This is a genomic window from Dickeya oryzae (assembly GCF_009372235.1).
GTDB classification, from domain to species: domain Bacteria; phylum Pseudomonadota; class Gammaproteobacteria; order Enterobacterales; family Enterobacteriaceae; genus Dickeya; species Dickeya oryzae.
Window position 1 is genome coordinate 344,182 of sequence record NZ_ML762920.1, and the last position, 26,265, is coordinate 370,446.

Sequence of the window (26,265 nt, forward strand, 5' to 3'; positions counted from 1 at the left end):
ACTAAATGACATGGTACAGGAGGAAGAAAATGACGAGGTGACGTGACGAGCCATTCTGGCCGCGCGGGGATAACGGTTGGGGAACCGAATAGCCGGACGACTTATTCCCCGTCCAGCCCGCGAATCGGTTTAACACTGGCCCAGGTGCGGCAGGAAGGACAATGCCAGTAGAGTGATTGCGAGGTAAAACCGCATTTATGGCAACGGTAGCGTGGTTTGGCCTGGATTTGCTCGCCGACCATGTTACGCAGCACCAGCAGGCTTTCTTTAGCACGGCCATCTTCTGCTTCACGCAGATGGTAGTCAATCAAGCGGTGGAACACCCGCATTGTGGGATGGCGCTGCAACTGGCGTGTGACGTAAGTCTGTGCCGACTCGGTGCTTTCGTACTGTTCCAGCACATCGGCCATCATCAGGTCTGCCGTGGAACCGCTTTTCTCTTCAACACAACGCCGCAGAAATGCCGCCCACCCTTCAGGCTGTTCCAGGTGACGGTAGCACTCCTGCAACATCGGCAGCGTTTCACTGACCAGCTCGGTATCCTGCTCCAGCACCTGCTGCAGTAATGCGACAGCCTGTGCGTAATTCTGCTGCGCCATATAAATGCGCCCCAGCATAATGGACACGCGCGCGCATTGACTATCCGCCGCCGATGCCTTTTTCAACATCGCCAGGGCTTTATCAAGATCATCGCTGCCCATCGCCTGTAGCGACTGTTCACAATAGAAGTGGGCGATTTCACTGCGAAATTGCGTTTTGCCCAATTTCACCAGCTTTTCAGCGGTGTCGATAGCGTTTGGCCAGTCACTGGTGGATTGATGAATCTGAAGCAGTTGCTGCAACGCACTGACGCGAAAATCCTCTTCATCCACCAGTTGCTTAAAAATCTCTTCGGCGCGGTCGTACAAACCCGCCACCATATAGTCACGCCCCAGTTGCTGTACCGCTAACAGGCGTTGTTCAAAACTGAGGGACGCGCTTTCGGTGAGCGCCTGATGGATACGGATAGCCCTGTCGACCTCGCCGCGCGAGCGAAACAGGTTGCCTAGCGTCAGGTGAGCTTCAAAGGTATTGCTGTCATCTTTGAGCATGTCGAGAAACAACTCGACCGCTTTATCCTGCTGGTTAGACAGCAGAAAGTTCACCCCGGTGACATAATCACGCGACAGGCGGTTGGTTTCGTCCTGCTTGTCCTGCTGTGCACTCCTGCGCCCCATATACCAGCCATAGGCGGCGGCAACCGGCAGCAACAGAAACAGCAGTTCTAGCATGGAGGCGATCCTTAGTGGGTAGCGGACTCAGCGGAGGTCGCACCGCTGGCGCTCTCCGGGGCAGACAGTTGCTGCTCAAGACGTTTAATTTTACGTTGTTCCCGCCCTAGCGCAATGCGCAGGCGCAGATAAAACAGGCCGCAGATCACCCAGCCGAGCGCAAAACCAGCAGCAAACAGCGTTGCCAGCAACGTCGACAACCGGTATTCCCCCTGCGCCAGCAGGTAGTTAAAAGTAATCACCTGATCGTTATGCGCTCCCAGCGTGATCGATACGATGAATACCGCCAGCACCAGAAAAAAAATCAGCATATATTTCACGTTCGCTTCCTGTGATATCGCCTTAAACGGATGAATTATGCCAAATTTCGGCAGTGAACCCTATTAACTTAACATTTCCTCAGCGGAGGGGGAACGCTAACGGGGGTCGTGAAAGGAAAAACGGGGGATAAGCGGCACACTACCGATACACCAGCGGTGGCAGCGACAGTCAATCCGCGAAGCCGCCTGCTGGCATTGGTATCTACCGGCATCTGTATACATCGGCTGTGAGTATCCAGATGATGGATACCCATGTCGCCATACCCGCACAACCGATTTCCTTATCAGCGATTCTTATCAGCCATCATCGGGCGTTCGGGCGCGCTTGCTGGTGATGCCGTGTTACTGTTTTGGGTGGCACTACCGCCAGCAGTGGCCCACACCAGCGCTGCGCCAGCAAGACTGCCACCAGCGAGACTACCGCGCCTATCAGGGTGGCGGCTGCCACATCCTGCGGCCAGTGCATCCCCAGCAACAAGCGGCTGGCAATCACACTATTTGCCCACAGTACGATGAGAGAAACCATCAGATAATGACGCCGCGTCCACAGTAATCCCACCGCCAGCAACGCCCAGGTGGCGGCAAACACGGTGTGGCCCGATGGGAAAGAGTAATCCGCCTGTTCCTGCCAATGCTGACGCTGCCAGGGAGGCAATTGCGAGACCTGCTGAAGCTGCTGTTCCAGCAAGCTGGCACGCTCGCTGGCGGGTAATGCGTAAAAATAGTGCTCATCCACCTGATGCGCTTGTTCGAGCCAGACCACAAAGGGCCGGGCTTCCTGCGTCAGGTTTTTCGTTACGGATTTCACCCCCTGCCCCAGCACGATGCTGGCAAACAAGATAGCCAGCAGAGTCAACGTCGGGCGCAAAGGGAGTCGCAGCAGCCATAAAAACCAGACCGACAGCACCACGCTGGTTAGAATTCCCCACGGGGCTGATACTGTCTGTGTCATCCAGAATAACGGTTTGAGCCACCATCCTGACACGGTTGGCTGCCAGTGCCATCCCGTGATCCAGACCAAAATAGGCAACACCATCAACGATATTGTGCCAATTACGGTGCGTCTGGCGAGGTCGTACATTACTTCTCCCTATAATTCAGCAGGATATTAGAACAAAATTTTTACATTTTTATCAAAAAATGGGACATCGGTTTTCAGTATGACGTAAACTATCTGTCAGTTCTGTCAACGACACCACGATTATCCCGAATCATTCAGTCATCGATAACAAAGCAGGTGACTATCCGCTACCGGGGCTCAGCACGGCGGCGGCGATACGAGGTTCCCTTCCTGCCTGGAGCGGGAATTTATCATTTATGCGTTGGAGAGTAACATGCAGCTAAAACGGGTGGCGGAAGCCAAACTACCCACTCCGTGGGGCGATTTCCTGATGGTAGGATTCGAGGAAACAGCAACCGGGCGCGATCACCTGGCGTTAGTGTACGGTGATATTTCCAGTCCCGAACCGGTACTGGCGCGGGTGCACTCTGAATGTCTGACGGGTGATGCATTGTTTAGCCTGCGTTGTGATTGCGGCTTTCAACTGGAAGCCGCTCTCAATCACATTGCCGAAGAAGGGCGCGGCATTCTGCTGTATCACCGTCAGGAAGGACGTAACATCGGTCTGTTGAATAAAATCCGGGCTTATGCGCTACAGGATCAAGGCGCCGACACCGTGGAAGCGAACCACCAGTTGGGCTTCGCCGCCGATGAGCGAGATTTCACACTGTGTGCGGATATGTTCAAGCTACTGAACGTGGAAGCGGTACGTCTTTTGACCAACAACCCGAAGAAAGTCACCATCCTGACCGAAGCGGGCATCAACATCGTTGAACGTGTGCCGCTCATCGTCGGTCGCAATCCGAAAAACGAGCATTATCTGGCCACCAAGGCCGCCAAAATGGGCCACTTGCTGGACAGCAAATAATCCCCCGTTCATTGTCACACCAGGCGGTCACCACCTGGTGTGTTCTTGCCAGTCAATGCTCGCCAATCAATGTTTGACGATATAAATATCCTTGCTGTAGAAATCCCCTTTCAGGTCAGGTTTAAACCCACCCACATACGGTTTCACCAACTGGCTACGCACGTAATAATAAATCGGGATCAACGGCATTTGCTGTTGCAGGATAGTTTCCGCCTGATGATAAAGCGCGTTGCGCGCTTCCAATGAGGATGCCATCACCGCTTTATCCAACACCTCGTCGTAAGCCTTGTCAGTAAACTTGCCGGTGTTATTGCTGTCGTTGGCGCGCAGGGTGTCAAAATAGGTGGAAGGCTCATTATAGTCAGCCCCCCAGGAGTTCCTCACGACCTCGAAGTTGCCGGTACGCGAAGTATCCAGCAGCGTTTTCCACTCCTGATTCAGCAATGTCGCCTCCGCACCGAGGTTTTGCTTCCACATAGAAGCGGCAGCAATAGCAATCTTTTGATGGGATTCGGAGGTGTTATACAACAACTGGAATTTCAGCGGATGGCTGGCATCGAAGCCCGCTTCCTTGAGCAGTTTTTTCGCTTCAGCGTTACGCTGCTGCTGCGTCCAGCTCGCCCATTCCGGCTGATTGCTGGTATAGCCAGCCATGCCGCGTGGCACGTAGTTATACGCCGGTATCTGGCCCTGCCCCAACACCTTGTCGGCAATCACGCTCTTATCGAGCGCCAGGTCCAGTGCACGTCTGACCCGTGGGTCGTTAAACGGGGGTTTTTGGGTATTGAAGCGATAAATATATGTCGAAAGATAAGGCGTCACCTTGACTTCATTCGGTAGTTCCTGTTGCAAGGATTTAAACAACTGGTTGGGCATGGTGTACGTTGTGTCGACTTCCCCCGCCTTATAGCGGTTGACTTCGGCCGTATTGGAGACGATGACCAGATAGGTCACTTTGTTCAATACTGTGTGGGCGTTATCCCAATAGTTAACGTTACGTTTGGCGGTGATACGCTCGTTGACGACCCACTCGGTTGGCACAAACGGCCCGCTGCCGACAAAATTGCTCGTTTGGGTCCATTTGTCGCCGAATTTCTCAATGGCCGCTTTCGGCACAGTCACCATCACATAGTGGTCAACCATCGGCAGGAAATAAGACAGCGGTTGATCCAGCGTGACCTGTACCGTTTGTTTATCCAGCGCCTTAATACCCAACTCCTGCGGGCTCTTCTTACCCGCGATAATGTCGCTGGCATTCAACACGTGCATACTGCCGAGGTAACTTTGATACGGCGACAAGGTTTTGGGGTCTATCAGACGTTGCCAGCTAAACACCACATCGTCAGCGGTGATCGGGCTACCGTCCGACCATTTCAGCCCCGGGCGCAGGTGGAACGTCCAGACCTGATTGTCTTTATTTTCCCAGCGATCCGCTAAACCGGGTGCCACCGTGCCGTCATCATGTACCGACACCAGCTTTTCAAAAAAATCGTGGACCAGGTTTCCTTCAACGTCACTTTCTATTTTATGTGGATCCAGCGACGCAGGCTCGGACCCATTGGCTCGAACCAGTTCCTGTTTATCTGCCAGTTGAACACCTGCCGGTACCACCGCTGCCTGCACTGAAACCGCGGCAACACTCAACACCCCCAAAATGGATGCCAGCCAACCCTTGTCTATCGTCATTCTGTGCTCCTCTGCATCTCGGTCTTATTTCCATTTACCGTGGCATAACAACCGTTACCCCACGATTTGAATTATTCAGGTGCAATAATTTTATGTTATGAATCATGGCATTAAGCCATCAACCACTAATACTGTATCTGTGAGAACAGTACAAGTGCGCAACGCACAATTCCCACCACATTGCCATAGTCACCAACCTTTTCGGAGTAGATGCCAGGCGTAAACAGAGGGAGAGCGTTCTGCAGCGACACTCTGAGCCAGAATAAGGATAGCGTGATAATGCCAACGGGCCCGGCACGTCATTAGATCCCGGCGCGTTATTAGATGATGGTTTACATCTGCGGATAACAGGTAGGGTGGCAACGGATTTGTCCGATAGCTGGAGGCATCAAGATTGCATTATCGTCGATCGTGCGTCCTGGCGTGTTGACCAATGATAGATCGCACGTTTAACGCATTCTTAGCACACCAAATTATAAGATAAACCACATATCAGGGTGAACATTCCCTCATTGCAACCGATAACAATAGGAAGAAGAGGACGCTCTGCAGACTAACGAATATTGGGAAAAGGAGACAACCCGGCAGTGCGTTGATTTCACAGCACTCTTATCTTGCGATGCCGCGCACAACCTGATTCTGTGATTTATAGCAATATAATTTACACGATCGTGTGAAAACGCTTACGTTGTTAACACTATGCTCTGGCAGTACATACTCTGACCGAACATGCGCCGATACAATGTGCACTGACACGATATACCTGACACTACAACTCACCGCAAAGACGTTTACTGAAGGAATGGCGAATGAAACTCTATTACAAACCGGGAAGTTGCTCACTGTTTCCTCATATCATCCTGCATGAGACCCGGGCCAAGTTCACACTGGTGAATGTCGACCTGCGTACCAAGAGAACCGAGCAGGATGTCGATTACCTGCAGATCAACCCCAAAGGAATGGTCCCGGCGCTGGCATTGGATGACGGCACGATTCTGACGGAAAATATTGCTATCGCCCTGTATCTGGCAGACAAAGCCCCGCAATATAATCTGATAGCGCCATCCAGCACTATTCATCACTACCGCGCCATTGAGTGGCTGGCCTACATTTCCACGGAACTGCACAAATCGTTCACGCCGCTGTTCCGCCCCGGTACACCAGAACTGTACAAAGAGTTGCTGAAAAGCTATCTGGAACAGCGCTTCCGCTATTTGAATCAGGTACTCAGCGAACACGATTATCTGATCGGTAACCGGTTCGGCGTCGCCGATGCTTACCTGTTCACCATTTCTCGCTGGGCGAATGAACTGAAATTTAACCTGCTCCAATTCCCTGCGTTGGTGGCTTATCTGGAGCGTGTTTCCGGGCGACCAGCGGTAGAAAAAGCGCTGACGGCGGAAGGGCTTGAAGTGAAATTCTGACAAGTCAGAAGGATGGTAATACACACTGCGCTTATTGCAGTAACCATAACGGGGCTCAACGCCCCGTTATGTTATGCAGGTCACCGCTGGTTTTAGTTGCTACCCATTTAGTGACTACCGATTTAGTGACTATCGATCAACTACCGATTTAGCAACTACAGACGAACAGCCTGGAAATGGTGACGCGGCTGTACGATGCCATCCTGCGCGGCCACCAGTTGCAGTTCGTATTGTTCCATTTCTTTGGTGACCAGCATCACCTCGTAGACAGCCGCCGTGGTGTGTTCCAGCGCTTTTTCCGGCGCGACACCTTTTAGCAGATTCACCAGTAATAAACCGCTGGTCAGGTCACCCACGCCCACCGGCTGGCGCGGTCCAAAATCCACCAGCGGACGCTGGATATGCCAGGCTTCTTTCGGGGTAACCAGCAGCATTTCAAAACTGTCTTTACTGGCTGCCGCACGGCTTAAGTGTTTGACCAGCACCAGTTGCGGCCCGCGCTGACACAGTTCACGACTGGCCTGCACAGCTTCCTCTACTGTATGAATCGTCCGCCCACTCAGCAGTTCCAGCTCCGGCAGGTTGGGGGCAATCATGTCGCTTGCCTGTAGTGACTGGTTGCAGTGAAAATCCGTCACCCCTGCTGGCACAATGCAGCCTTTTTCCGGCGTACCCATCACCGGGTCGCAGAAATAAATGGCTCGCGGATTCGCCGCCTTCACCTGGCGTACCACCTCCAGAATATGCCCGCCCTGCTCTGGTGAGCCAATATACCCACTCAGTACCGCGTCGCAGTCCTTCAGATGATCAATATTACTGATACCCTGAGCAATCTCGGTCAGGTGTTCGGCGGGCATAACACAGCCTGTCCACTGACCATATTGCGTGTGGTTGGAGAATTGCACGGTATTCAACGGCCAGACATTGACGCCCATCCGACGCATGGGAAACTCCGCCGCGCTGTTGCCGGCATGACCGAAAACCACGTGAGACTGAATCGACAGTATGTTTTTCATGAAAGTGACTACCTTTGCCTGCTCAAATGCGATGTGTTTGTTTTTATATACTGCTGGTTATTAAACCGTTTCTTATCGAACAGCGTCATGCTGTTATCCCGTCCGCCACGGTATGGCTGATACGGTATTACCTGGCGAACTTGTCAGGCTATCCCCCGCTGTGGGGAGGTACCTAAAAACGAAGGGAGCATGTTGCTCCCTTGCGTGTCTCTATCAGTCTTTCCAACAGACCAGGCAGTAGTTTTTCTTGCCCCGACGCAGCAAGGTATAACGGCCAAACAGACGGTCAGCATCCGTAAAGGTGTATTCCGGATCAGACTGTTTTTCACCGTTGATCGTGATCGCGTTAGAGGCGATGGTCTTACGCGCCTGCCCACGAGAAGGCTGCAATTCGGAATCAACCAGCGCCTGTTGTAAATCCGCGCCTGTCGCCAGTTCCACCATCGGTACACCATCTTGCGCCAGCTGCGCGAAATCCGCTTCAGTCAGGTCGTTCAGGTTACCGTTAAACAGACTCTGGGTGATACGTTTAGCGGCTGTCAGCCCCTCTTCGCCATGCACCAGACGGGTCACTTCTTCTGCCAGAACGTACTGAGCACGCGGTGCAACCCCACTGTTCTTGTCTTCTTCTTCCAGCGCATTGATAACGTCAATGTCGAGGAAGGTGAAGAACTTCAGGAAGCGGTACACATCTGCGTCAGAGGTGTTGATCCAGAACTGGTAGAATTTGTACGGACTGGTCTTCTTCGGATCCAGCCATACCGCCCCACCTTCGGTTTTACCGAATTTGGTCCCATCAGCCTTGGTGATCAACGGAACCGTCAAGCCGAACACCTGCTTCTGATGCAGGCGACGGGTCAGATCGATCCCAGAGGTGATGTTACCCCACTGATCAGAACCACCAATCTCTAACTCCACACCATGCAGCGCATTGAGCGAAGCAAAGTCGTAGCCCTGCAACAGATTGTAGGAAAACTCGGTGAAGGAAATGCCCACGTCATCGCGGTTCAGACGTTGCTTGACCGCTTCTTTGTTGATCATCTGGTTGACGGAGAAATGTTTACCGATATCGCGCAGGAACGTCAGCACGTTCATGGAACCAAACCAGTCGTAGTTGTTGGCGGCTATCGCGCTGTTGGTGCCACAGTCAAAATCCAGGAAAGGAGCGACCTGACGGCGGATTTTCTCCACCCACTCCTGCACTGTTTCTTCGGTATTCAGCTTACGCTCGGCGGCTTTGAAACTCGGGTCGCCAATCAACCCTGTAGCACCACCTACCAGTGCTACCGGTTTGTGTCCGGCCATCTGAAAGCGTTTCAGGCACAGCAGCGGTACCAGATGTCCCAAATGCAAGCTGTCGGCGGTCGGGTCGAAGCCGCAATACAGTGCAATTGGCCCCTGCGCCAGTCGCTCTGCTAACGCGCCCTCGTCCGTTACCTGGGCCACCAGGCCCCGCTCTTGCAATTGTTGAATCAGATTGCTTGCCATCAAAGTCTCCATGTATAAACGACTGCACCTTTGCCGGTACACGACTTTTCGCCATAGCGGCGAAAGTAATAATTCAGGGTGACATAGAATAAAGCGCCGACACCGGGAGTGCCAGCGCTTAACTCAACAAATTCCGGTGATTTAGGGTGCCAGGCGGTCAATTGTCCAGCCATTACCCTCACGTTGGTACAGAAAACGGTCGTGCAGGCGGTGCTCGCCCCCCTGCCAGAACTCCACCGACTCGATAGTGACGCGGAACCCACCCCAGAAGCTCGGTAGCGGAATCTCACCTTGCTGGAACTTCTGCTTCATTTCAAAGAATTTGCTTTCCAGCATACTCCGTGCAGAGATGCGGCTGGACTGCTTTGAAACCCAGGCACCAATCTGACTGTCGCGCGGGCGACTATGGAAATACTTCATGACATCCAGCATCGGCAGTTTTTCCGCCTTACCCAGGACGATGACCTGACGCTCCAGCATGTGCCAGGGGAACAGCAGACTGATACGGGCGTTGGCAGCCAGTTGCTGAGCCTTACGGCTGCCCATATTGGTGTAAAACACCATGCCTTTTTCGTCATAGTGTTTCAGCAGTACGATGCGCTGATAAGGCTGGCCTTGCTCATCGACCGTTGCTACGCACATCGCGGTAGGATCCGCCAATTGCGCTTCGCAGGCTTGTTTCAGCCAGTGTTCAAACAGATCGAGCGGGTTGGCTGTGAGGTCACGACGGCGCAGGCCGCCCTGAGTATATTCACGCCGCAAATCGGCGATATCGACACTTGCGGCCTGTTCCGGCGCAAGGGCCACCTTGTTGCGGGCGTTGTCGTTTTCTGTGGTCATGCAATCCTGCCGTTGCCTTATCGGGCGAGAAAGGGGAATGGCCCATTTTGCGCCCACGTCGTCGAAATCTCAACGCCCGCAACGACATACAACGGTATAGAAACGAACGGCATAGAAACGGTCTTACTGCAACACACAGTCATTTACGATGATTCTATCGCCTCTGACGATAAACGCCTGTTGGCCCTTGCTCCAAAACGTATAACGATCATCGCTGTAACGCGCACCAGACGCAGCCGGCACCTGTGGCAAGGTGTGAGATTCGCCATCCAGCAGGAACGTCACACTATCGACCTTTTGGCCGGGATTCAGTGTGACGGTAAGCGGCATGGTGCCGCACTGATAATGTAAGGTTTGTGGCTTCGCCGTCGGCATGAAATGGGCGCAGCCACTGAGCAAGACCAAGGCCCCGGCCATAAACAGTGGTTTCATCTTATTCTTCTCCGTCTTTTTCTGGCATTCGATGATTCCGGCATCCCACCCGAACCCTCGCACAAAAGAGGAGTCTATCAACAACGCACTCACAGGCCTGTCAGCAAAATCTGATTACGCCACCCTCACCCGATTTACGGCACCATCGCTGGATAAATCGCCCCCAGGACTGTTTCACGGCTGGCCCCCGTCACCGAGGGTAAATTGCCCGGCAGCCCCGACAGGGTGCGAAATGCCAGCCAGGCGAACGCTAACGCCTCCATATCATCACCCCGGATACCGAAGTTATCGGTCGGGCAAACCTCAATACCCGGCAGACGCGCTGACAATTGGCTCATCAGCAATGGATTACGCGCGCCACCGCCACACACCAGTACGCGTTCACAACCACCAGTCAGCAGCACCTGCTCCGCGATGCTTTCCGCCGTCAGCGCCACCAGCGTGGCTTGCACATCTTCCGGGCGCAAACGCTCCGGGTACAAACGTGCAAACGACGCCAGCTGCCTTTCCAGCCATGTCAGATTGAAATACTCACGCCCGGTACTCTTTGGTGCCGCCAGACCGAAATACGGATCGGCCAGCATGCGGCTTAGTAAGCGGTTATCCACCTGCCCCGTCAGCGCCCAGGCGGCATCGTTGTCATAGGGCTGTGCCCGATTGCGCCATATCCAGGCATCCAACAGCATATTACCCGGCCCGGTGTCATAACCTTTTACCGCCTTCCCCGGCGCCAGTACCGAAATGTTGGCGATCCCACCGATGTTCAGTACGATTCGCCGCTCCACCGGATGTTGCAGCAACGCGTGGTGGAAAACGGGCACCAGCGGTGCACCTTGCCCGCCCAACGCCATATCTCGCCGCCGAAAATCACCTACGGTGGTGATGCCAGTCACCGCGGCAATACGGTTACCATCGCCAATCTGCATCGTACAAGGGGCATCGCCGTCTGGTTCATGCCAAACCGTCTGTCCATGACAGCCAATCGCGGTAATATCCCCCGCACTCAGGCCGGTCTGGCGCAATAACGCCTGTACCGCGTCGGCAAACAGCGCGCCAAGGCGGGTATCAAGCCGCCCCAGTTCGGAAAGTGTGACCGCCTGCCCTTGATTCATGCTCAGTATCGTCTGGCGAATCTCAGGCGGAATCGGGTGACAATAACTGGCTTGCTGTGCAACGGTGTGCTCGTCAATGGCGGCCAGCACCACATCGACACCATCCAGGCTGGTGCCAGACATCACGCCAATATATCTTCCAGACCTCATCGGGTTACCTTTCGTTATGTAAATGATTGCCTGTTACGCCACAGCGGCATCGGCGCACACGGTGCATAGAACGCCGTTTCCTGTGCCAATTTTGTCTTTTTTGTCAGACAGATGCCAGACCAGATCACCCATTACCATTCAGTGCCTTTTTCAGAAAAAGAGGGATTCTCAAGGAACTTTATAACGTGTTTATTATCAATTTAGTCGCGCTATTCTATCTTTGAGGTTAATCGACACAGTAGAATGGTGCGTTCGACCACGCCATAATGCGACAAGAAATAATTCGTCGGCTCAGGCTGCGCCCTCCGACACAGACACAGCTATAACAGGAGTCTTTCTATGATGAAACGTTTTCTCGTGATCACTTTAGCAGGTATCACACTGGCGGGTTGTGCTAACACCAGTACCCTGTCAGGAGACGTTTATAGTGCATCTGAAGCCAAACAAGTCCAGACGGTAACCTACGGTACCGTTGTCTCCACCCGTCCGGTACAGATTCAGGCCGGGGAAGACAGCAACGTCATCGGTACGATCGGTGGCGCGGTACTGGGCGGACTGGTAGGGAATACTATCGGTCGTGGTACGGGTCGTAATCTGGCAACAGCAGCAGGCGCGGTTGCAGGTGGCGTTGCGGGTAACAGCATTGAAGGCGCGGTTAACCGCGTTCAGGGGGTTGAGCTGGAAATCCGTAAAGATGACGGTAGCACCATCATGGTGGTACAAAAACAAGGTGACACCAAATTCCACGCAGGACAGCGTGTAGCGATGGCCAGCAATGGTCGTTCCATCACGGTATCTCCTCGCTAAGCGATAATAATCAATCACCACCCAATGGGTGGTGATTGTCTTATCGCCCTCATCCGACTCGCCTGTTCAGATAAGCCATTATTGGTACGCTATACCCGTTATAACGTTATACCTGTTATAACTTCAGGTTACAGGAATGTTGGCGTTATCAGTCCAACCCTGACGTTTACCCTTCAGGTCTACGGCCTATCGAACTCAACGCCGCTCCCGACAACGTTGCACATTATCTCAGTGACTTATTCATGCCAGTCACGTCAAATACGCCCGAATACCGCATTGCAAGATTCATCATGAATCTTGCCCTGAAGGGTTAACGCCTTGCACAACATACAATTGAGCAACATAAAATTGAACAATATGTTATTGAACAACACGCAAGCGCACTGTCCAGCAACTCGAATCCTTGAGAGTATATATCGCCTGAAATTCGAATTACCTGTCGGGACATTTACTGCTTCGATTAATTAAGACTGAGTCTCATGTAATGCCAATATGTTTTTTTCCAGCCGGGAGATAATAGTGGCTAACTCATCCACTTCGGCAGGAGTAATACCATCTAATATTTCGCCGCGTGTTTGATCAATAACATCATTGACCGCCTGAATGATCGGATCGGCCATATCGGTTAACAGAATTCGTTTGGCACGTCGATCATGGGCACAAATATGTCGGGTAATTAACCCTTTGTCTTCCAATTGATCCAACGTTCGCACCAACGAAGGCTGTTCTATTCCAATCGCCTTGGCAAGTTGAATTTGGGACTGCCCCGGGGGCAGTTGGTGAATATTATGCAGCGTGACCCAGTGAGTTTGAGTGAGCTCTAGAGGCTTCAATCGATGATCAATCAAAGCACGCCATACACGAACCAACCGAGCTAAATCAGAACCTAACGGCAATTCCATCACCTCTCCTTATAGTTAGCATACTAAGCAACTTCCCTGGATTGCAATCAACTCTGATTTAAAACGAAAGTTTTATAAAAAGGTCTTATTGTTATCTATCTATTCTAGCAAATAATAATTAATTAAAAATGATCTTGAACTTAATTTATGCCATTAAATATCACCATGTCGATTAAAACAGGGTCGGCTGTTCCGGTTCTGAGGATGTTGAATTTTTCTCATTTCGCTGCGAACGCTTCATCCTTTGGCGACATAATCGTAACACATCCTGTTTTTGCGCATCGCTCATCGTTCCCCAATTAAAGCGCTCGTTACGGCTTCGAAAACAACCACGGCAGAAGCCCCGGTCATCCGCCTGACAGATACCGCGGCACGGGTTGGGAACGGGAAAAAGCTCGAGCTGCTCAGCCACAGTACCTCCTCTTCCGACATCTTTATTGAAACCTTGATTGCCGTCACTGGCAAGCCTTACGTGGCGTTAATGCGCAATTAACCACCATATTCCGTTTATCCAGGTTGTTTGGCGGCAAACGCGCACCAAAACAAGACTCAGCGGCACGACACATCTCTACAGCCACAGGTTTGGACTCCCCCCAGCAACGACGCTATACTCTGGCCCTATTGTTTCAGACGATAACGGAATACCACCGATATCGTCCAGACGGTTAACCCACGGATCAAAATAGGGGTCATTATGCGTTTACTTCACACCATGCTACGCGTTGGCGACCTGCAACGCGCTATCGATTTTTATACCAAGGTACTGGGCATGCGTCTGCTGCGCACCAGCGACAATCCGGAATATAAATATTCTCTGGCATTTGTCGGCTACACCGAGGAAAGCGAAGGTGCGGTGATCGAACTGACCTACAACTGGGGTGTAGACAGCTATGACATGGGGACCGCCTTTGGTCATATCGCACTGGGTGTGGATGATGTTGCCGGAGCGTGTGAGCGTATTCGTCAGGCGGGCGGCAAAGTGACCCGTGAAGCAGGCCCGGTCAAAGGCGGCACGACGGTGATCGCCTTCGTTGAAGACCCGGATGGCTACAAGATAGAACTGATTGAGCGTTCACAAGCCGGTCAGGGCCTGGGTAACTGATTCTATCCTTGTCTGTTCAGGTGCCGATGGCACCTGCCTTTTCCGGGGGGACAACGCCATGTCCGGCTGCTGCATCCCCCGACACAATTTGCCATAATGCGCACTGCATGTTGCTGAAGAAATAAGAAACGAATGGCTGAGAAAAATAACCTGAATGCGCTGAATGCGCGTTTTCGTGGCTTTTACCCTGTGGTGATTGACGTTGAAACCGCTGGATTCAACGCGAAAACTGATGCGCTGCTGGAAATTGCAGCCATAACGCTGAAAATGGATGAAAGCGGTTGGTTACAGCCGGACGACACCTTACATTTTCATATCGAACCCTTTGAAGGCGCGATTCTGCGACCTGAAGCATTGGCGTTTAACGGGATCGACCCAACCAATCCTCTGCGCGGTGCGGTGAGTGAGTATGACGCCCTGCATGACATTTTTAAAGCCGTCCGCAAAGGTATCAAAGACCGGAATTGTAGTCGTGCGATCATCGTGGCACATAACGCGACCTTCGATCACAGCTTTCTGATGGCGGCGGCTGAACGTTGCGGCCTGAAACGCAACCCATTCCACCCGTTTGCCACTTTTGATACCGCCGCGCTCAGCGGGTTGGTGCTGGGGCAAACCGTGTTGGCCAAAGCCTGTATTGCCGCGGAGATCCCTTTCGACGCCAGTCAGGCACATTCGGCACTGTATGATACCGAGCGTACCGCACAGCTGTTTTGTGAACTGGTCAATCGGTGGAAACGGATGGGGGGTTGGCCGCTGGCGGGCGGTGTCGGCGATACGGAAGACGCGCCACTGGCTGTCGACGAAGAATAAGTGCAGTACAACTACTGTTCACACGTACTGTTCACACGTACTGCTCACACGCCGACCTCATGCTGGCGTAAACAACGATAAACAGACTGTCAGGCAGCGCAATGCTGCCTGACAATAAGGAAGATTACTGCTGGTCTTCCTGCTCGGAACGGTATTTGTCGGCAGTCTCTTTAATCAGCTTTTGCAGTTCGCCGCGCTGATACATTTCAATGACGATGTCGCAACCGCCAACCAATTCACCATCCACCCACAATTGCGGGAATGTCGGCCAATTGGCATATTTCGGCAATTCGGCGCGGATATCCGGGTTCTGCAAAATATCTACATAAGCAAAACGTTCGCCACACGCCGACAACGCCTGTACTGCCTGAGCAGAAAAACCGCAGCTTGGCAGTTTGGGAGAGCCTTTCATGTACAGCAGAATCGGGTTTTCAGCAATCTGGCGCTGAATTTTTTCAAGTGTCGTTGTCGTCATTCTATTGCTTCCTCAAGCGCGTGATGAACGGCCCTGTAGGACCGCTCATATGACTCGCGGCAAACCGTGGCATACCGCTTCTTTTGTTTTGTATTCTAACGATAGCGACGGCCACAAAAAAACGCTATCTTTTATAGGGTTTTATCCGGGCGACGCATACCGGTACAAAGCGACGCCAAATCGCCTGATAATTAAGCAGCAAACGCTGTTGTTAACGTTTTCTCACTATTTTGTAGTAGGATTATTCTATCTCCCACTTTTTTATCAGGTCATTTTCGGGAATACTGTGAAGATTGAACGATTGAGGACAACATTCGGTCAGAACTATCATGCGGTTATTTATTACGCTCTTTTTATTATTTTTCAGTAATCTATTTTCTGGTCTGGCGCTTGCTAATCCGCATGGCGGTGCAGTGTTACCTCGCAAATCTGGCGTAGAAACGGCGAATAAAGCGCCTGATGAATCCAAAAAGAACAAGGTTGCCAAAAGCGCCAACAAAAAAGGCGCGGAGCCGACGCACGGCAAAAAACCGGAGAAAAACGCGAAGTCTACGTCAGCCAAGACCGTAGCCAGTCTTGATAAAAATGCACGGTCTCACAATGACAAGAAGTCTGCGGACAAAAAGTCAGTGGCGGTCGCCGCCCATTCCCTTCATACAAAATCGCAGCCTGAGAAAAGCACACATACTGCCAGCGCTCATGCAACTAAAGCGGTATTAGCTAAAACGACAAAAAAAGAAACCATAAAGAAAGAGACGCTTGTGCAGGCTAAAGCCAGCCATAAAGCCCATGAGCTGGCGGTGGCCAAAACCGCATACAAAAAGGGTAAAGCGACGGTCGACAAAGAAGATGAGGTAGCAACCACCTCTTCACATGGTAAAAGCAAGAAAGGTAAACACGATAAAGCAGCGTTGACCATCAGTGCTGCTCACCAAAAACGCTATCAGCACGCTAAATTAACTGCCATGAACAAGCTGATGAGCCAAATTGGTAAACCTTATCATTGGGGCGGTTCAACACCTTATTCAGGTTTTGATTGCAGCGGGCTGGTGTATTACGCCTATAAAGATGTGGTAAAAGTCCCTATTCCGCGCACAGCCAATGAGATGTTCCACCTGCGCGATGCGGCCCCCATCAAGAAAAGCGAGCTGGAAAGTGGCGACCTGGTGTTCTTTCGTATCACCAACCGCGGCGCTGCCGACCACGTTGGCGTCTACCTGGGCAATGGCCGTTTCATCCAGTCACCGCGTTCGGGTTCCGATATCAAGATCAGTAAATTGAGTGAAGATTACTGGCAGGATCATTATGTCGGCGCTCGCCGTGTGGTGACACCGAAGACCATTCGCTAGCGGATATACGCTGTATAATCACCGATTAGATTTAATTAATAACGAGAAAAGGGGCTAATGCCCCTTTTCTGTTTTCTTTTTACGCTACTGGCGATCGGCTATCAGTTCAATACCGCAGTGAAACCAAAGATAATGATCACCGCCAACGTAACCAACGTACTACACAGTGACATTTTCAAATTTGTATCCATCGTATTCTCCTGTATGTGACTGATGATCGCCGTCATCCCGTTATGTCTGAATCAACACCGTATCCCGGCGGATGGGAAACACATAAAGTATAGGTCTATTATTACCCGACTGAAGTCAAAAAACCGGTTTCTGCATCACAGAGATAACACGAATTGCCTCTTCCCCTTTTGCTCTAAATCGGCCAAAATCCGCAGTTTACCGTGTACACTGCGTTGGTCGAAGCGTCCGCCCTCCCTTCAAGCTACACACCTCGGCATGTCTCCTACTGAAATGTTGCCTTGTTGTCCAGCAGGAGCAAAATTCACGCAGGCAAACGATTAACAACATATTTACTGCTGTAACAGACACGCGACTGTAACAGATGAGTTCAGGAGTCACTTTAGATGGCAACGATTAAAGATGTGGCAAAACGCGCAGGCGTTTCAACCACAACCGTATCACACGTGATTAATAAAACACGTTTCGTCGCCGAAGAGACCAAGGCTGCGGTACGCGCAGCTATTGATGAATTGCATTACTCACCCAGTGCGGTGGCCCGAAGCCTGAAAGTCAACCACACCAAATCTATCGGGCTGCTGGCCACCTCCAGCGAGGCCCCCTATTTCGCCGAAATTATCGAAGCGGTGGAAAACAGTTGCTACGCCAGAGGCTATACACTGATTCTGTGTAACTCTCACAATAATCAGGATAAACAGCGTGCTTACCTGTCAATGCTGGCACAAAAACGTGTTGATGGCCTGCTGGTGATGTGTGCTGAGTACCCGCCTGAACTGCTGTCAATGCTGGCGGATTATCGCCATATCCCGATGGTCGTCATGGATTGGGGCGAAGCGCACAGCGATTTCACCGATACCATTATTGATAATGCGTTTGCCGGTGGGTATATGGCCGGTCGCTATCTGATTGAGCGCGGTCACCGCGATATCGGTGCCATCCCCGGCTCTCAGGGGCGCAATACCGGCAGCGGACGTTATTTGGGCTTTCTGAAAGCGCTGAAAGAAGCGGATATTTCCCTGCGTGAAGAGTGGGTGGTTCAGGGTGACTTTGAACCCGAATCCGGCTACAAAGCCATGCACCAGATTCTGGCGCAAAAACAGCGGCCAACAGCGGTATTCTGCGGCGGCGATATTATGGCGATGGGGGCGATTTGTGCCGCGGATGAACTGGGCCTGCGAGTACCACAGGATATCTCGGTGATCGGTTATGACAATGTGCGCCACTCCCGCTATTTTACGCCAGCGCTCACGACCATTCATCAGCCGAAGGAACGACTGGGACAAGCAGCATTCTCCATGCTGCTTGACCGCATCACCAGCAAACGCGAGGAAGCGCAAACCATCGAAGTCCACCCGACGCTGATCGAGCGTCGTTCCGTGGCCGATGGTCCGTATCTCGATTATCGCCGTTAATGAATTAGCCAGACGATTTCATTATCGCACGCAGGTGTGTCAACCGCCGCTATACCGCGCAGTAGAGCGCCAAAGCGTGTCCCCCTGTTCCCCTAATATAGAACGCAATGTGCTGCTTTAGCCCGATGAATCTTGTCGCCGGGCTAAAGCAGTCATACACTTGTCACTGTCATTGACGACAATAACCATGATCAGACGATGCTTTTAGCAATACGCATCGCCTTACTTTTTCTACCCCACTAATGACTGTTGCACCGTTTGTCACGGCCGGGGTAGATGCCTTTCGTGTCGGCTTGTCTCTTATTTTCCTCTGAGGCTCTCAGGGATAGACGATGACGTGTGGAATGGGTACATCGAATACCCTCCATCGCGTGGTTGTCTGGTTTATCCCGTGTAACGCATGTATCTGGCAAGGTAGGGAGAAGTTATGAGTTCATCTTATGTGGAGGATCTGGGTACCCCCAGTCAACCCTGGTTCCAACTGGTTAATGAAATGCTGTCGGCCGCTGATATCGCGATTAACGGTTCGCGACCGTTTGATATTCAGGTCAAAAACCCTGAACTGTACAAGCGCATATTGCGTAACGGGTCACTGGGTCTGGGCGAGAGTTACATGGATGGCTGGTGGGAATGTGAACGGCTGGACATGTTTTTCCACCGTGCGATACGCGCCGGGCTGGAGAAGCAACTGCCCCAGCGTTGGCAGGATACGCTACGGATACTGATGGCGCGCCTGACCAATCTGCAATCGCGTCGGCGGGCATGGATTGTGGGTAAGGAGCATTACGACCTCGGTAATGATCTTTTTAGCCTGATGCTAGACCCATACATGCAGTACTCCTGTGGTTACTGGAAACAAGCTGAAACGCTCGAACAGGCACAACAAGATAAGCTGCGCCTCATTTGCGAAAAATTGCAGTTACGCCGGGGGATGACATTGCTGGATATCGGCTGCGGCTGGGGTGGCCTGGCTGAATTTGCCGCCCGCCATTACGGTGTCAGCGTCACCGGTGTGACCATCTCCCGCGAGCAACAGGCACTGGCGCAACAGCGCTGTCAGGATCTGGATGTCACCATTCTGCTACAGGACTACCGCGATCTGAACCGGCAGTTTGACCGTATCGTTTCCGTCGGCATGTTCGAACATGTCGGCCCGAAAAATTACGACACCTACTTCCAGGTGGTCAGAAAAAACCTCAAATCCACCGGTCTGTTCCTGTTGCATACCATCGGTGCCAACGAAACCAGCCTGAAGGTCGATGCCTGGATAGACAAATACATCTTCCCTAATGGGTGCTTACCCTCAGTACAGCATATCGCCCAACGCAGCGAGCCTTATCTGGTCATGGAAGACTGGCACAATTTCGGCGCGGACTATGACCGTACCCTTATGGCCTGGCACGAGCGCTTCCAGCAGCACTGGCCTACCTTGTCGGCACGCTACCCCGAGCGCTTTCGGCGGATGTTCAGTTATTACCTTAACGCCTGTGCTGGCGCATTTCGTGCACGCAACATCCAACTCTGGCAGGTGCTATTCAGTGTCGAAGGAATTGAAGGCGGTATGCGCGTGGCACGATGACCGGCACACCGCCTACTCTCCCCCACCGTTCTCGTACCTCGGATTAAGAACCTCAAATAAAAACCGGCAGTCTGACTGCCGGTTTTTATTATGGCTAACAGGAATAACGCGTACTCAGACGCCTTTTATTCACCCAATTATTCACTCTTCGCTGCAAGCTCTGCTGCCGCCAGCGCTTGTTGCTGCTCAGCCTGACGAGCCATAACACGCTCAACCGTGTCGATAATGGCCTGAGTCTGCGGGTCAATCTCGATATTGATGCGGGCGCCCAGTCGTTTTTGTCCCAGCGTCGTGCGTTGCAGGGTTTCTGGGATCAGGTGTACGCAGAAACGACTGCGGGTCACTTCACCGACCGTCAGGCTGATACCGTCAATACCAATAAATCCTTTGTGCAACACATATTTCATCTGCGATTCATCAGACAAGCGGAACCAAATCTGATGATTATTTTCCGACGTCAGAATTTTCACTATTTCAGCGGTACACATGATATGACCAGACATGACATGCCCGCCAATCTCATCGCCATATTTGGCTGCACGCTCCACATTAACCCGATCGCCGACGTTCACGTCACCCAGATTGGTCAACCGCAGAGTCTCTTTGATCAAGTCAAAACTCACCCGGTCGCCGTCGATACGGGTGACAGTCAGGCAGCAACCGTTGTGCGCTACGGATGCGCCCGTTTCCAGTCCCGGCAACAGTTCGGGGGGCAGTTGAACGACATGGGTGCGGAAATTGGGTTTTTCATCGATGGACACGACGGTCGCCGTGCCCTGAACAATACCGGTAAACATGGTGTTGAGCTTGCCTCCTGATCAGTAATAAGCGTGAACGCCCCAAAACAGCGGGGCAGCATAGCAGCCGACGCCTGGCATTAGCGACGTTCACTGATGTCTGGCAGTTTGCACCATATCATCAGGAAAACCAAACGGGATCATTCTCTGTCAGTCAATCATTGGTTTACTGTTGGCAACTAGTTACAATACTTCATCTTTTTTCGTAAAAATAAAGGATGATTGTCTTTCTCTCCTCATTAGAGATCTCTCTCCATCCTGCATTAGGAAGGTGTTTTCGTGCAGAAGTACTTATCAGAAGCCCGACATTTGCTGGCGCTGGCTATTCCGGTCATCATCGCGCAAGTATCACAAACCTCAATGGGTGTGGTGGATACCATCATGGCCGGCTCCTACAGCGCCACGGATATGGCCGCCGTAGCCGTAGGGACATCCATCTGGTTGCCTGTCATCCTGTTCGGCCACGGTTTGTTAATGGCGCTCACCCCCGTTGTGGCGAACCTCAACGGCTCCGGACGTCGGGACCGCATCGCGCATCAAACCCAGCAAGCCTTTCTGCTGGCCACAGGCATTTCCATCCTGACCATGGTGGTGCTTTATCAGGGGAAATACGCAATCAACCTGATGCATGACGGCGCGCCGGAGCTGGCTGACAAAGCGGTGGCCTATCTGCATGCGTTGCTGTGGGGCGCGCCCGGTTATCTGTTCTATCAGGTATTGCGCAGTCAGTGCGAAGGGCTCTCCAAAACCAAGCCAGGTATGGTGATCGGCTTTATCGGCCTGTTGATTAATATCCCCATCAACTACGTGCTTATTCACGGTAAACTCGGCATGCCCGAGCTGGGCGGTGTCGGCTGTGGCGTGGCGACGGCCTCCGTATACTGGATAATGATGCTGATGATGGCGGTCTATTCCCGCCACGCTTACTGGCTGAAAGATATCCGCCGGTTCAACTCCCCGTTAAAACCGGATTGGACGGTACTCCGGCGGTTATCCGGTCTGGGATTGCCGATAGCACTGGCGATGTTATTTGAAGTGACACTATTTGCCATCGTCGCCCTGTTGGTGTTGCCTCTCGGGGTCGTGAATGTGGCAGGACACCAGATTGCACTTAATTTCAGTTCACTGATGTTCGTACTACCGTTGTCAGTGGGTGTTGCCGCCACCATTCGCGTCGGCCACCGCCTCGGCGAAGGCTCAGCACCGGCCGCCCAGGTGGCAGCGCGCACCAGTCTTGCAGCCGGTGTGTTACTGGCTATATGCACCGCTATCTTTACCATTACGCTGCGTGAGTCTATCGCCATGCTGTACAACAAAAACCCGGATGTCGTGGCGATGGCATCGCATTTGATGCTACTGGCAGCGGTCTACCAGATTTCTGATGCCGTGCAGACTATCGGCAGTGGCGTCTTACGTGGTTATAAGGATACGCGCGCTATCTTCTTCATCACGTTCATCGCTTACTGGTTGCTGGGGTTGCCCAGCGGTTATGTACTGGCGCTAACTGATATCGTGGTGCCACGTATGGGGCCTGCGGGATTCTGGTGGGGATTTATCATCGGCCTGACCTCCTCCGCCACCATGATGGTACTGCGGATACGCTGGGTACAGCGCCAGTCGCCAGATCGTATTCTGGCACGAGCCGCACGCTAAAGACGACAGAGCGCCGAAAAAAGCGGCGCTCTGTCTACAAGCTCGTCAATCAGTGAGATACAACGGGAATTTTTCGTTTTTCTCCTTGCAAGCATCCATCCAGCCCGTTAATATTCGTCCCCGCTGTCGCCCTGACAGCCGCTGATAAAGAATAATGCGTTCATAGCTCAGTTGGTTAGAGCACCACCTTGACATGGTGGGGGTCGTTGGTTCGAGTCCAATTGAACGCACCATTTTTCAGCCATTAGCCTCACGCTAATGTGCACGTTGCGACCGTAGCTCAGTTGGTTAGAGCACCACCTTGACATGGTGGGGGTCGGTGGTTCGAGTCCACTCGGTCGCACCATTTCTATGCTGCAATAACTATCCTGCAAGAAGACACTCGCGTCATTTCCACGCTATAGCGCCCTCAAACAATATCGTTTTAGTCATCTGGCAGCATGCTGGCCAGCGAGCACTTATGTCCAGCCATCTCACCGCCAATCATTATCATAAACGGGCAGGCTACCCTGCCCGTTTCGCTGTCTGACGGCTAGTTCGGTTATTTAAATATCTTCTGCACAAACTCGATATAGGCCGGACGCCAGACGTCCATTTCATGCCCTAAACCAGGGTATTGCCGGTAATCGAATTTGACGCCTTTCTGCTCCAGTTGCGCTTTCAACCCAGCGATATCTTTACCCGTGACGGTATCTTTTTCACCCACGGCTACGCTGAAATTATGCAGTTGCCGATTGATAGCAGCGGCATTCCCCAATTGTGCGGTGACCTGTGCATTCGGCACGGTTTCCGTTGTCACGCCGCTAAAGGTTGCCAGCCAGCCGAAATAATCCAGATGGCTCATGCCGGACACCAACGCCTGATATCCCCCCTGAGACAACCCAGCCAGCGCACGACCATCCGCATCCCGACGAGCATTGAAGCGCTCGCTGACCAGCGGAATAATGTCATGGATCAGCTCGCGATCAGCCGCGGCGGCATTACGCGGATAGAACACCTTACGTCGATCTTTCGGCAAAAAATCTTCCGCTATCGCGTCTGTCGCATCGGTCTCGGTATCTGGGATCACCACCAGCATCGGCGTGATTTTTTTCTCCGCCAGCAGGTTATCCATGATTTGGGGGATACGCCCTTGTCTGACGGCAGAATCCCCGGCATCACCAAACCCATGATAGAAATACAGCACGGGCAGCGGCTTACCGGTACCGGTGTATCCCGGTGGCGTCCAGACATAAATCTGCCGCTCTGATTTCAGCGACGCTGAATGGTAGGTCACCGTACGCAGTTCACCATGTGGCACCGCCCGTGTATCCAGCACGCTTCCGGGTACCAGAATCATACTGGTATTGACCTGACGCTGCGGTTTGGGGAAAGCGGAACCGGTATCAATACTGCGAAAACCATCCACATTAAAAAAATACTCATACAGATTGGGCTGCTTTGGCTCGCTACGCCACGACCAGACACCCAGCTCATTTTTTACCATCGGGTGGGCAACCCAGGTTTCCGGCGTTGCACCGGTCACAACATTCACCGATTTCGCCGCCGGTGCAAACAACCGAAACGTAATACTGTTATCCGCGTTAACCTGTGACAAATACTGTTTCGTCGGTACATCAACACGCGGTAGTTCTGGGATAGCTCCCGAAGCGGCTAACGCCGTCAGTGGTGCCGAGATGCTCAGTGCAGAGAACAACAGGTACAGGCAGGTTTTCCTGGTTTTCATTATTAACCTCTTTTTGTCTTTTGTCGGTGCAGGGAAAAGAAACACACTGTGTCAATAAAACGGCCCCAGCTCACGTAACGTGATGAACACCCGGCTGGTAGTTGACGATGCTACGGTAGCGGGCGCAGGATTGTCCGCGATCGACGTAGCGGTTTTCGTTATGCTGCTAACATTATTTTTCACACGCTTATCGGCCATAAAACACGCTCTGATTGGTGTGATAAAAATCAAAACATTATTTTCAGGTGCACGCTCTCTCCCCAATACAGAAAGGATTGAGGCTGTCATGTTATCGCTAAAAATAACTGTCATGACCCACGTTGCAGGTATACCAGTACGCCTGCAACGTGGATATTCCGACTATTATTGGGTCGTCGTGTTGTTAGCGTGTCAGCGTTTTTCCATTGCTGGCGATCACGGACTGATACCAATAGAAGCTCTTTTTACGCCGCCGTTCCAGCGTTCCCTTGCCGGTATCATCACGGTCGACATAAATAAAACCGTAGCGTTTTGACATTTCCGCTTTTGAGGCACTGACCAGGTCAATTGGCCCCCAGCAGGTATACCCTACTACGTCCACGCCATCGGCAATCGCTTCGCTAACCTGTACCAGATGATCATTTAAATAACGGATACGATAATCATCGTGTATTTCACCATTGTCTTCGATTTTATCTTTCGCCCCCAGGCCATTCTCGACAATAAATAATGGCTTTTGATAGCGGTCGTACAAGAAATTCAGTAAATACCGCAACCCCAGCGGATCAATCTGCCAGCCCCATTCAGAACTTTCTAAATAGGGGTTCGGCACCATATTCAAAATATTGCCACGCGTTTTTTCGAGCTGCGCTTCATCGGTGCTGACACAGCCGGTCATATAATAGCTAAACGAGATAAAATCGACGGTAGCGGTCAGATCCTGCTTGTCCTGCTCCGTAATCATCAGCGTAATACCCTGCTCGCGGAAATAACGCTGCATATATCCAGGGTACGCACCGCGTACCTGCACATCACCGAAGAAGAGCCATTCCCGGTTCTGGTGCAGGCTTTCCATCACATCTTCCGGTTTGCTGGTCAGCGGGTAGAGCATCGCCCCCAGCAGCATATTGCCGATTTTCGCGTCCGGAATGATGTCATGACAGGCTTTCACTGCCCTGGCACTCGCGACCAGTTGATGATGGATAGCCTGATAAATCGCCGCTTTGCTGCTGTCTGGCGGCAACCCAACACCGGTAAACGGCGCGTGGAGCGACATGTTGATCTCATTGAATGTCAGCCAACGCTTCACCTTGTGCTGGTAACGCGCAAACACCGTGCGGGCATACCGCTCAAAACAATCGATGGTCAGACGATTACCCCAGCCGCCATGCTTTTTCACCAGTCCATACGGCATTTCATAATGTGACAACGTCACTAATGGCTGAATACCGTGTTTTGCCAGCTCATCAAACAGCCGATCGTAAAATGCCAGCCCCGCTTCATTCGGTTCCAGCTCATCGCCCTCGGGAAAAATACGCGTCCAGGCAATGGATACACGCAGGCAGGTAAAGCCCATTTCAGCAAACAACGCGATATCTTGCGGGTAACGATGATAGAAATCGATCGCCACATCTTTGATACCGCTGTCGCCGGGCTGGCGCGCCACAATATTGCCGAAAATCCCCTGCGGCTGTAAATCTGAGGTGGAAAGCCCTTTTCCATCCGTCAGATAGGCACCTTCCACCTGGTTGGCGGCAATCGCACCGCCCCATAAAAAGTGTTCCGGGAAAGGATTACTCATCACTGATCTCCTGT

General features: G+C 52.2%; 25 protein-coding genes and 2 tRNA genes. 11 read left to right on the forward strand and 16 right to left on the reverse strand.

What is annotated here, in order from left to right; translation table 11 throughout:
- Positions 1-101: 101 nt before the first annotated feature.
- From lapB to pgpB, 3 genes are all read right to left on the reverse strand, one after another.
- On the reverse strand, positions 102-1,271 hold the full coding sequence (gene lapB, locus FAZ14_RS01495) for a lipopolysaccharide assembly protein LapB (protein WP_153507947.1): 1,170 nt from the start codon (positions 1,269-1,271) through the stop codon (positions 102-104).
- Positions 1,272-1,282: 11 nt separating this feature from the next.
- Positions 1,283-1,591 carry a LapA family protein gene (locus tag FAZ14_RS01500; protein ID WP_012884377.1) on the reverse strand — a complete coding sequence of 103 codons (309 nt, stop codon included), beginning with the start codon at positions 1,589-1,591 and terminating at the stop codon, positions 1,283-1,285.
- A gap of 304 nt (positions 1,592-1,895) precedes the next feature.
- The gene (pgpB, locus tag FAZ14_RS01505) at positions 1,896-2,672 is read right to left on the reverse strand and encodes a phosphatidylglycerophosphatase B (protein WP_153507948.1); all 777 of its coding nucleotides are present in this window, start codon (positions 2,670-2,672) and stop codon (positions 1,896-1,898) included.
- A gap of 253 nt (positions 2,673-2,925) precedes the next feature.
- Between pgpB and ribA the strand changes: the two genes are divergently transcribed.
- Positions 2,926-3,519, forward strand: coding sequence for a GTP cyclohydrolase II (gene ribA, locus FAZ14_RS01510; RefSeq protein ID WP_027711787.1), 594 nt, complete (start codon positions 2,926-2,928; stop codon positions 3,517-3,519).
- A gap of 66 nt (positions 3,520-3,585) precedes the next feature.
- Here the strand turns inward: ribA and FAZ14_RS01515 are convergent, their stop codons facing one another.
- Positions 3,586-5,205, reverse strand: a complete 1,620-nt coding sequence (locus FAZ14_RS01515; protein WP_153507949.1) for an ABC transporter substrate-binding protein — start codon at positions 5,203-5,205, stop codon at positions 3,586-3,588.
- 809 nt (positions 5,206-6,014) lie between these two features.
- Between FAZ14_RS01515 and gstA the strand changes: the two genes are divergently transcribed.
- Entirely contained in the window at positions 6,015-6,629 is a 615-nt protein-coding gene (gene gstA / locus FAZ14_RS01520; RefSeq protein WP_153507950.1) for a glutathione transferase GstA, read from the forward strand.
- 155 nt (positions 6,630-6,784) lie between these two features.
- Here gstA and pdxY read toward each other — a convergent pair whose 3' ends face one another.
- From pdxY to anmK, 5 genes are all read right to left on the reverse strand, one after another.
- On the reverse strand, positions 6,785-7,645 hold the full coding sequence (gene pdxY, locus FAZ14_RS01525) for a pyridoxal kinase PdxY (protein WP_153507951.1): 861 nt from the start codon (positions 7,643-7,645) through the stop codon (positions 6,785-6,787).
- 213 nt (positions 7,646-7,858) lie between these two features.
- Positions 7,859-9,136, reverse strand: a complete 1,278-nt coding sequence (tyrS, locus tag FAZ14_RS01530; RefSeq protein ID WP_033581440.1) for a tyrosine--tRNA ligase — start codon at positions 9,134-9,136, stop codon at positions 7,859-7,861.
- A 138-nt stretch (positions 9,137-9,274) separates the two neighbouring features.
- The gene (gene pdxH / locus FAZ14_RS01535) at positions 9,275-9,973 is read right to left on the reverse strand and encodes a pyridoxamine 5'-phosphate oxidase (protein WP_016942492.1); all 699 of its coding nucleotides are present in this window, start codon (positions 9,971-9,973) and stop codon (positions 9,275-9,277) included.
- A 123-nt stretch (positions 9,974-10,096) separates the two neighbouring features.
- Positions 10,097-10,405 (reverse strand): MliC family protein, encoded by a 309-nt coding sequence (locus FAZ14_RS01540; protein WP_016942493.1) that lies wholly within the window; start codon positions 10,403-10,405, stop codon positions 10,097-10,099.
- Between the two features lie 134 nt (positions 10,406-10,539).
- A complete protein-coding gene (anmK, locus tag FAZ14_RS01545; RefSeq protein WP_016942494.1) occupies positions 10,540-11,667 on the reverse strand; it encodes an anhydro-N-acetylmuramic acid kinase in 1,128 nt (375 codons plus the stop codon).
- 339 nt (positions 11,668-12,006) lie between these two features.
- On the opposite strand from anmK, the gene FAZ14_RS01550 reads away from it, so the two are divergent.
- Positions 12,007-12,474, forward strand: a complete 468-nt coding sequence (locus tag FAZ14_RS01550; protein ID WP_012884366.1) for an outer membrane lipoprotein — start codon at positions 12,007-12,009, stop codon at positions 12,472-12,474.
- 464 nt (positions 12,475-12,938) lie between these two features.
- On the opposite strand, the gene slyA is transcribed toward FAZ14_RS01550, so the two are convergent.
- A complete protein-coding gene (gene slyA / locus FAZ14_RS01555; protein WP_016942496.1) occupies positions 12,939-13,376 on the reverse strand; it encodes a transcriptional regulator SlyA in 438 nt (145 codons plus the stop codon).
- A gap of 172 nt (positions 13,377-13,548) precedes the next feature.
- Positions 13,549-13,788: a DUF1289 domain-containing protein gene (locus FAZ14_RS01560; RefSeq protein WP_016942497.1), complete on the reverse strand. Its 240-nt coding sequence runs from the start codon at positions 13,786-13,788 to the stop codon at positions 13,549-13,551.
- A gap of 282 nt (positions 13,789-14,070) precedes the next feature.
- Here FAZ14_RS01560 and gloA point away from each other — a divergent pair, with 282 nt between their 5' ends.
- Complete coding sequence (gene gloA, locus FAZ14_RS01565) at positions 14,071-14,478, forward strand: lactoylglutathione lyase (protein ID WP_019845813.1); 408 nt, start codon at positions 14,071-14,073, stop codon at positions 14,476-14,478.
- Positions 14,479-14,610: 132 nt separating this feature from the next.
- Positions 14,611-15,291 (forward strand): ribonuclease T, encoded by a 681-nt coding sequence (gene rnt / locus FAZ14_RS01570; RefSeq protein ID WP_016942499.1) that lies wholly within the window; start codon positions 14,611-14,613, stop codon positions 15,289-15,291.
- Positions 15,292-15,415: 124 nt separating this feature from the next.
- On the opposite strand, the gene FAZ14_RS01575 is transcribed toward rnt, so the two are convergent.
- Entirely contained in the window at positions 15,416-15,766 is a 351-nt protein-coding gene (locus FAZ14_RS01575) for a Grx4 family monothiol glutaredoxin (protein ID WP_016942500.1), read from the reverse strand.
- A 329-nt stretch (positions 15,767-16,095) separates the two neighbouring features.
- Here FAZ14_RS01575 and FAZ14_RS01580 point away from each other — a divergent pair, with 329 nt between their 5' ends.
- A complete protein-coding gene (locus FAZ14_RS01580; RefSeq protein WP_016942501.1) occupies positions 16,096-17,115 on the forward strand; it encodes a C40 family peptidase in 1,020 nt (339 codons plus the stop codon).
- A 101-nt stretch (positions 17,116-17,216) separates the two neighbouring features.
- Here FAZ14_RS01580 and cydH read toward each other — a convergent pair whose 3' ends face one another.
- On the reverse strand, positions 17,217-17,306 hold the full coding sequence (cydH, locus tag FAZ14_RS01585; protein ID WP_157782982.1) for a cytochrome bd-I oxidase subunit CydH: 90 nt from the start codon (positions 17,304-17,306) through the stop codon (positions 17,217-17,219).
- A gap of 384 nt (positions 17,307-17,690) precedes the next feature.
- Between cydH and purR the strand changes: the two genes are divergently transcribed.
- Complete coding sequence (gene purR / locus FAZ14_RS01590) at positions 17,691-18,716, forward strand: HTH-type transcriptional repressor PurR (RefSeq protein WP_016942503.1); 1,026 nt, start codon at positions 17,691-17,693, stop codon at positions 18,714-18,716.
- A 427-nt stretch (positions 18,717-19,143) separates the two neighbouring features.
- On the forward strand, positions 19,144-20,295 hold the full coding sequence (gene cfa, locus FAZ14_RS01595) for a cyclopropane fatty acyl phospholipid synthase (RefSeq protein ID WP_016942504.1): 1,152 nt from the start codon (positions 19,144-19,146) through the stop codon (positions 20,293-20,295).
- A gap of 137 nt (positions 20,296-20,432) precedes the next feature.
- Here cfa and FAZ14_RS01600 read toward each other — a convergent pair whose 3' ends face one another.
- On the reverse strand, positions 20,433-21,092 hold the full coding sequence (locus FAZ14_RS01600; protein ID WP_016942505.1) for a riboflavin synthase: 660 nt from the start codon (positions 21,090-21,092) through the stop codon (positions 20,433-20,435).
- Between the two features lie 279 nt (positions 21,093-21,371).
- On the opposite strand from FAZ14_RS01600, the gene FAZ14_RS01605 reads away from it, so the two are divergent.
- From FAZ14_RS01605 to FAZ14_RS01615, 3 genes are all read left to right on the forward strand, one after another.
- Positions 21,372-22,745, forward strand: a complete 1,374-nt coding sequence (locus tag FAZ14_RS01605; protein WP_016942506.1) for an MATE family efflux transporter — start codon at positions 21,372-21,374, stop codon at positions 22,743-22,745.
- Between the two features lie 156 nt (positions 22,746-22,901).
- Positions 22,902-22,978 (forward strand) — tRNA-Val (locus FAZ14_RS01610).
- A gap of 36 nt (positions 22,979-23,014) precedes the next feature.
- Positions 23,015-23,091: transfer RNA gene (locus FAZ14_RS01615), tRNA-Val, on the forward strand.
- A 195-nt stretch (positions 23,092-23,286) separates the two neighbouring features.
- Here the strand turns inward: FAZ14_RS01615 and FAZ14_RS01620 are convergent.
- Together FAZ14_RS01620 and FAZ14_RS01625 are read right to left on the reverse strand one after the other, a co-directional pair.
- Positions 23,287-24,471: an alpha/beta hydrolase-fold protein gene (locus FAZ14_RS01620; protein WP_029456476.1), complete on the reverse strand. Its 1,185-nt coding sequence runs from the start codon at positions 24,469-24,471 to the stop codon at positions 23,287-23,289.
- A gap of 382 nt (positions 24,472-24,853) precedes the next feature.
- Positions 24,854-26,251, reverse strand: coding sequence for a glycoside hydrolase family 1 protein (locus FAZ14_RS01625; protein WP_153507952.1), 1,398 nt, complete (start codon positions 26,249-26,251; stop codon positions 24,854-24,856).
- Positions 26,252-26,265 lie beyond the last annotated feature (14 nt).